The following is a 6,921-nucleotide window of genomic DNA, read 5'->3' as shown; positions in this document are numbered from 1 at the left end:
CTGTTCTGCAACGTGCGCGAAAGCGCCGTGATCGAGGCGCGCGACGTCGACAACATCTACGCCGTGCCGGAGGCCTATCACGCCGCCGGCCTCGATGACGAGGTGCTGGCCGCCTTCGGCATCGGCTCGCGGATTCCGCCGGCGCTGCAGAGCTGGCACGAGATCAACGAGCGCGTCCGCAACCCCGAAGGCAACGTCACCATCGCCATCGTCGGCAAGTACACCGGCATGAAGGATGCGTACAAGTCGCTGATCGAGGCGCTGTCGCACGGCGGCATCGCCAACAAGGTCAAGGTCAACCTCGACTGGATCGAGAGCGAGATCTTCGAGAAGGAGGATCCCGCGCCGTTCCTCGAGCACGTCAACGGCATCTTGGTGCCAGGCGGCTTCGGCCAGCGCGGCGCGGAAGGCAAGATCCGCGCGGCACAGTTCGCTCGCGAGCGCGACGTGCCGTATTTCGGCATCTGCTTCGGCATGCAGATGGCGGTGATCGAGGCGGCGCGCAACCTCGTCGGCATCGAGGAGGCGAACTCCACCGAGTTCGGTCCGACCAGCGAGCCGCTGGTCGGCCTGATGACGGAATGGCTGCGCGGCAACGAATTGGAGCGGCGCTCGAAGGCGGGCGACCTCGGCGGCACGATGCGGCTCGGCGCCTATCCCGCGGCGCTCAAGCGCGGCAGCCGCGTCTCCCAGGTCTATGGCGATGCGACCGAGATTTCGGAGCGCCACCGTCATCGCTACGAGGTCAACACCGCCTACAAGGACCGGCTGGAGCAGCACGGGCTGAAATTCTCAGGGATGTCGCCGGACGGCGTGCTGCCGGAGATCGTCGAATACGAGGACCATCCCTGGTTCATCGGCGTGCAGTTCCACCCCGAGCTGAAGTCGCGGCCTTTTGAACCGCATCCTCTCTTTGCGTCCTTCATCCAGGCCGCGGTGGTGCAGAGCCGACTGGTGTAAGGGCTCAGCCGGTTAGTCCTGTTGCGGTTCGGGCTTTTCAACCATCCGTGCGAGATCGGTCGGCTTCAGGTCCTTCAACCGAACGCCCGCCGGAAATTTGACCGCTTTCGCGAAATCTGTCCGGGTCCACTCCGCGTTTTCGTCGTCGAACCCAGACTGTTGAGTCTTCTCAGACATGGCGCCTCGCGTTAGGGACAGCCGGGTGTCGCTCAGGCAGATGTGCCATGTCCACTGGCCATCAAGACAGTTGCAGGGCCGGGCTGTATAAACCACGACAAAATGGCAGGGAGGACCAACATGATTTACGAAATGCGCGTGTATCGCTGCGTGCCGGGCCGGTTGCCGGCGCTGCTCAAGCGGTTCGACACGATCACGCTGAAGATTTGGGAGAAGCACGGCATCCGGCAGGCCGGCTTCTTCACGACGATGCTTGGCCTGTCCAATCAGGAATTGACCTATTTCCTGGCCTGGGAATCGCTCGCCGAGCGCGAGAAGAAGTGGACGGCCTTCATGACCGATCCCGCATGGATCGAGGCGCGCGCCAAGACGGAGGCCGACGGGCAGATCGTCGAGAACATCGTCAGCCAGATCCTGGCGCCGACGGCGTTCTCCGTGGTGAAGTAGCGCACTGCGCGCCGCAACCCTGATATTCGGGCGGCCGGTCGGAAATGGGGTTGATCCGACCCGCCTCGCCGCTATGGTCGCGCCGAAACGAGGATGTTGCCTTGAGCGCAAGCATTTCTGCAGCACCGGTCGTCACGGCCGGTCCGGTCCGGTTCGGCAATGATCTGCCCATCGCGATCATTGCCGGCCCCTGCCAGCTCGAGAGCCGCCAGCACGCGCTCGAGGTTGCCGCCGCGCTGAAGGAGATCGCAGCCCGGCTGAAGGTCGGCCTCGTCTACAAGACCTCGTTCGACAAGGCCAACCGCACCAGCGCATCCGGCGCGCGCGGCCTCGGGCTCGCGCAATCGCTGCCGATCTTCGCGGAAATCCGTTCCTCGCTCGCTCTGCCCGTGCTCACCGACGTGCACGAGCCTGCGCAATGTGCCGACGTCGCGCAGGCCGTCGACGTGCTGCAAATTCCGGCGTTCCTGTGCCGGCAGACCGACCTCCTGCTCGCGGCGGCCGCGACCGGCAAGGTGGTCAACGTCAAGAAGGGCCAGTTCTTGGCGCCGTGGGACATGGCCAACGTCGTCGCCAAGGTCACCGGTGCCGGCAACCGCAACGTGCTCGTCACCGAGCGCGGCGCGTCGTTCGGCTACAACACGCTGGTGTCCGACATGCGCGCGCTGCCGATCATGGCGCGTACCACCGGCGCGCCCGTGATCTTCGACGCCACCCATTCGGTGCAGCAGCCGGGCGGGAAGGGGGCCTCCTCGGGCGGCGAGCGCGAATTCGTGCCGGTGCTGGCGCGCGCGGCCGTCGCGGTCGGGGTGGCCGGCGTCTTCATCGAGACCCATCCCGATCCGGATCGCGCGCCGTCCGATGGACCGAACATGGTGCCGCTCTCCGAGTTTGAGGGGCTCGTGCGCAGGCTGATGGCGTTCGACGCGCTGGCCAAGAACCCCGGCAGGGCCGGCGCGCGCTGATGCCGCAATCGGAGGCGCGGCCGCACGATCACGGCTTGCCGCCGGCGCTCTACGTCATCGCGGGCGCGAGCTTTGCCGCAAGCCTGTCGGCCCGCGCGCTCGATCCGGTGCTGCCGCACATCGCCGACGATTTCGCCGTCAGCATCGCGACCGCCGCGAGCTTCTCCGCCGTCTTTGCCTTCACCTTCTCGATCATCCAGCCGTTGGTCGGTGCGGCCGCCGATCTCTTCGGCAAGGCGCGGCTGATGATCGTGTGCCTCGCGCTGCTCGGCCTCGCCAACATCCTGGGCGCGCTGACGACCTCGTTCTCGCTGCTGTTCGCCACGCGCATCCTGGCCGGCATCGGCTCGGGCGGCGTGTTTCCGATCGCGCTGAGCCTGACCAGCGACCTGGTCGGGCCGGAGAAGCGGCAGATCGCGATCGGACGCACGCTTGCGGGCTCCATGACCGGCAACCTGCTCGGCGCCTCCGCCTCCGGCCTGATCGGCGACCTGCTCGGCTGGCGCGGCGTGCTGGCGGTGCTCGGCGCGCTGGTGATCGTGGCTTCGGTCGCGGTCGCCGCGGGCTTTCGCGGCGCGAAGCTGACCAACCCGCCGAAGACGACGCTCACTGCACTGAAGACCGGCTACCGCACCATCTTCACCAACCCGAATGCGCCGGTGTGCTATTCGGCCGTGTTCGTTGAAGGCTGCTGCGTGCTCGGCCTGTTTCCCTACATCGCCTCGTTCCTGTTCGACCTCGGCGAGACCTCGCTGTCGATCGCAGGCCTCGTCATCGCGGGTTTTGCGATCGGAGGGCTGTTCTACAGCATGACGGTGTCGCGCTTCCTGCCGAAGCTCGGCGTCGGGGGCATGATGATCGCGGGCACCATCCTGGTGGCCTCCCAGCTCGCCGCGGTCGCCTTCGGGCCGCGCTGGGAGATCCAGATGCTCAACCTCGTGGTGATGGGGTGGGGCTTCTACATGGCCCATGGCTGCCTTCAGGTGTTCGCCAGCGAACTGTCGGTCGAGGCGCGCGCCACCGCGCTGTCGCTGCACTCGTTCTTCTTCTTCATGGGCCAGACCGTCGGCCCGCTCGCCTACGGCTTCGGGCTGGCGCACGCCGGCAAGGTGCCGACGATGCTCGCGAGCGCGGTGGCGATGGTCGGGCTCGGTCTGGTCTGCGCCGGGCTGCTCAGGCAGCGCGCACCGGCGGACGCGGTGCTCTGAGCCGGCATTTTCGCCAACGCCAGTAGCTTGCTACCGCTTTCTCCGGGAAACAACGGGGCGGCTTTTAATCAAATCTCACCTTTCCAGACCTACGGTGTTGCCAAGGCCGCGCGCCGCCGCGGCGTCACCTGTTGGATATTCCGATGCAAAAGCAGAGTTCAGTCGCACGAATCCTCGGGGCCGTGGTCGGCTCTCTCGGTGTCGTGCTCGTCGTCATCAGTGCCCACAGTCTGAAGCAGGCGGTCAGCCGCTATGCCGACAGCAACCGCATCGTCTCGCTGGCGGTTGCCAGCCGCGACCTGACCAACGCGCTGGTGGTGTTCCGCCTCGAGCGCGGCGACACGCTGAGCTTCCTCGCCGGCGCGACGGCCGCTCCCGACAGCGTCATGAACAACATCGCCGAGCTGCGCGCCACCGCCCAGAAGAACTACGCGCTGGCGCTGCAGAGCCTCTCCGCGGTGGATGCGCCCGGCCTTGCCGAGCGGCTCGAGAAGCTGCGCGGCGTCTGGGCGCAGCTGGAAGAGCTGCGGCCGCGCGCCGTGGCTGCGCTGCGTCAGGAGAAGGCCGCGCGGGAGGCCAGCCTGACCCCGAGCTGGGCCAAGACCAGCGACGCCTATATGGCGGCGATCGGCGAGGTGACGGCGCATGTCGACGGTGCCATGACCATGATCGATCCGGTCGTGGATCGCCTGGTGATCGCCAAGCAGGCGGCTTGGCTCGCGCGCGCCAACGCCGGCCAGACCATTTTGGTCGAGTTGAGCTCGATCGTCGCGAACAAGACCTGGGGCCCGACCGATGCGCTCGAATTCGCCGATCTGCGCGGCCGGGTCCAGCAGGCATGGACCATCGTGCGGGATCTCGGCCCCGATGTCGGATCCCCGGAGCTCTTGCAGGCGATCCGTGACGCCGAGCCCGAGATATCCGGCAGCTTCCACGAGGAACGCAACACCATCGCGGCTCGCCTGCTGAAGGGTGAACCCGCCGGCGTCGTCGGCATCGAGTTTCGCGACCGCCAGCTTGCCGGCGCCGACAAGCTCGTCACCGTCACCAAGGCCGCGCTCGCCAACATGATCTCGCGCGCGGAAGCGGGCGCCGCCCAGGCGCGCCTCGGGCTGATCCTCTACGGGCTGCTGATGCCGGCCTCCCTTGCGCTGATGATCGGCGGCATGCTGATGATCCGGAACCGGGTGACGCAGCCGCTGACCGCGATCACGGGCGTCATGACCCGCTTTGCGGCCAACGATTTCGCAAGTGAAGTGCCGGGTCTCGACCGCAACGACGAGATCGGTCGCATGGCCGCCGCGCTGCAGGTGTTCAAGGAGGCCATGATCAACGCCGAGCGTCTGTCGGGAGATCAGGCCGCCGAACGTGCGGCCAAGGAGAAGCGCGCGGCCGAGCTCGCGGGCGTCGTCAGGCAGTTCGAGAGCCGGATCGGCCAGATGGTGCAGACGCTGTCGGACGCCTCGAGCGAACTGGAGAGCACCGCACGCTCGATGTCGGGTACCGCGACGGAAGCGCAGGACCAGGCCGGCTCGGCCTCGAACCTCGCCGATCAGGTCGGCGGTGGCGTGCAGACGGTGGCGGCCGCGGCCGAAGAGCTCAACGTCTCGATTCGCGAGATCAACCGCCAGGTCGAGCAGGCCACCCGCGCCACCGAGCAGGCGGTCGATACGGTGAAGGAGACCAACACCACCGTACGTGCGCTCGCCGAGGGCGCGGACCGCATCGGCGAGGTGATCGGGCTCATCACCTCGATCGCCGGCCAGACCAATCTGCTCGCGCTCAACGCGACCATCGAAGCCGCGCGCGCCGGCGAATCCGGCAAGGGATTTGCCGTGGTGGCGAGCGAGGTCAAGAACCTGGCGTCGCAGACCGCCAAGGCGACCGAGGAGATCAGCACCCAGGTCACGGAGATCCAGGAGGCGACCCAGAAGGCCGTCGCCGCGATCGACGGCATCGTCAAGACCATCGAGGAGGTCTCGAGCATCAACCGCGTGATCGCCTCCGCGGTCGAGGAGCAGAACAAGGCCACCGCCGAGATCGCGAGCACCGTGCAGCACACGGCGGAAGCGACCTCGACCGTGACCCGCAATATCGCGAGCGTCAGCTCGGCGGCGAACGAGACCGGCCGCGCGGCCGCCGGCGTGCTCAAGGCCGCCGCCAACCTGTCGAGCCAGTCGACCTCGCTGACCTCGGAGGTCGACAGCTTCATCGGCAAGGTGCGCGCGGTGGCATAGATTCCGCCGCGCTCCCGGCACTCTGTTCGTTCCCCGGATGCAGCAGCGCACCACTTCGTGCTGCGCTGCGCCCGGGGCACGAGACCGATTTCAGCCCCGCCCGCGATAGGGCGCGACGCCCTGGTCGGGCAGCCACAGGCCTTTCGGCGCCTTGCCGGTCTGCCAGAACACGTCGATCGGGATGCCGCCGCGCGGATACCAGTAGCCGCCGATGCGCAGCCAGCGCGGCTGCATTTCGGTGAACAGGCGCTGGCCGATGCCCACGGTCACGTCCTCGTGGAAGCCGCAGTGGTTGCGGAACGAGCCAAGGAACAGCTTGAGGCTTTTCGATTCGACGATGGTCGCCGCCGGCGCATAGTCGATCACCAGGTGGGCGAAATCGGGCTGGCCGGTGACCGGGCAGAGCGAGGTGAACTCGGGCGCGGCGAAACGGGCGAGGTAGAGCGCATCGGGGCGCGGGTTGGGCACATAGTCGAGCACGGCCTCTTCGGGGGAGGCGGGGAGCGCGCTGTGGCGGCCGAGGTGGAGCGGGGCGGCAGGGTCCGTCATGGCTGCGAGCCTTGCGCCAATCGCGCGGCGGGCACAAGTCGGCTCGGGCGGGATCGGGGGTTCGCAGGGCGTTCAGCGCCGCTGCGGCCGTTCCGGCTCGACCGGGGGCCGCGCATCTTCGGCGCGGCGAGCCAGCGCGCGCTGGCGGCGGCGGCCTGAAGCGGGGGGCAGCGCGACCGGCCGGTGCAGGGGCGGGTTGGCCGGTTGCGATAATCGGTTGCGGAAGACTCTCGACGCCGCGTTGCAGCAAGAGTAATCCGGGACTCTTACGCAGCGAGGAGGAGGAGCCGCGTAGATGGATAGCCTCGTCTCGGTCGAATGGCTGGCCGGCGAAATGGGAGCCTCGGATCTCCGGATCGTCGATGCCTCGAAGCACCT

7 protein-coding genes are annotated in these 6,921 nt (G+C 67.6%); 5 read left to right on the top strand and 2 right to left on the bottom strand.

Annotated features, from left to right (window positions below; all coding sequences use genetic code 11):
* On the top strand, nucleotides 1-960 hold a 960-nt coding region (locus tag KGM94_RS22155), incomplete at its 5' end, for a CTP synthase (protein ID WP_300264125.1).
* Between the two features lie 12 nt (nucleotides 961-972).
* Here the strand turns inward: KGM94_RS22155 and KGM94_RS22150 are convergent.
* On the bottom strand, nucleotides 973-1,137 hold the full coding sequence (locus tag KGM94_RS22150) for a hypothetical protein (RefSeq protein ID WP_300264123.1): 165 nt from the start codon (nucleotides 1,135-1,137) through the stop codon (nucleotides 973-975).
* 120 nt (nucleotides 1,138-1,257) lie between these two features.
* On the opposite strand from KGM94_RS22150, the gene KGM94_RS22145 reads away from it, so the two are divergent.
* From KGM94_RS22145 to KGM94_RS22130, 4 genes are all read left to right on the top strand, one after another.
* The gene (locus KGM94_RS22145; RefSeq protein WP_300264121.1) at nucleotides 1,258-1,584 is read left to right on the top strand and encodes an NIPSNAP family protein; all 327 of its coding nucleotides are present in this window, start codon (nucleotides 1,258-1,260) and stop codon (nucleotides 1,582-1,584) included.
* A 101-nt stretch (nucleotides 1,585-1,685) separates the two neighbouring features.
* Nucleotides 1,686-2,549 carry a 3-deoxy-8-phosphooctulonate synthase gene (kdsA, locus tag KGM94_RS22140; protein ID WP_300264119.1) on the top strand — a complete coding sequence of 288 codons (864 nt, stop codon included), beginning with the start codon at nucleotides 1,686-1,688 and terminating at the stop codon, nucleotides 2,547-2,549.
* The gene (locus tag KGM94_RS22135) at nucleotides 2,549-3,757 is read left to right on the top strand and encodes an MFS transporter (protein WP_300264117.1); all 1,209 of its coding nucleotides are present in this window, start codon (nucleotides 2,549-2,551) and stop codon (nucleotides 3,755-3,757) included. The genes kdsA and KGM94_RS22135 overlap by 1 nt, the downstream gene beginning before the upstream one ends.
* A 143-nt stretch (nucleotides 3,758-3,900) precedes the next feature.
* A complete protein-coding gene (locus tag KGM94_RS22130) occupies nucleotides 3,901-5,994 on the top strand; it encodes a HAMP domain-containing methyl-accepting chemotaxis protein (RefSeq protein ID WP_300264115.1) in 2,094 nt (697 codons plus the stop codon).
* A gap of 90 nt (nucleotides 5,995-6,084) precedes the next feature.
* On the opposite strand, the gene queF is transcribed toward KGM94_RS22130, so the two are convergent.
* Entirely contained in the window at nucleotides 6,085-6,543 is a 459-nt protein-coding gene (gene queF, locus KGM94_RS22125; RefSeq protein ID WP_300264113.1) for a preQ(1) synthase, read from the bottom strand.
* Between the last annotated feature and the right edge of the window lie 378 nt (nucleotides 6,544-6,921).

The sequence above is a fragment of the Bradyrhizobium sp. genome (assembly GCF_028868675.1).
Taxonomy (GTDB): domain Bacteria; phylum Pseudomonadota; class Alphaproteobacteria; order Rhizobiales; family Xanthobacteraceae; genus Bradyrhizobium.
Note: the sequence above shows the minus strand (reverse complement) of the source record. Positions and strands in the feature narration are given on the sequence as shown.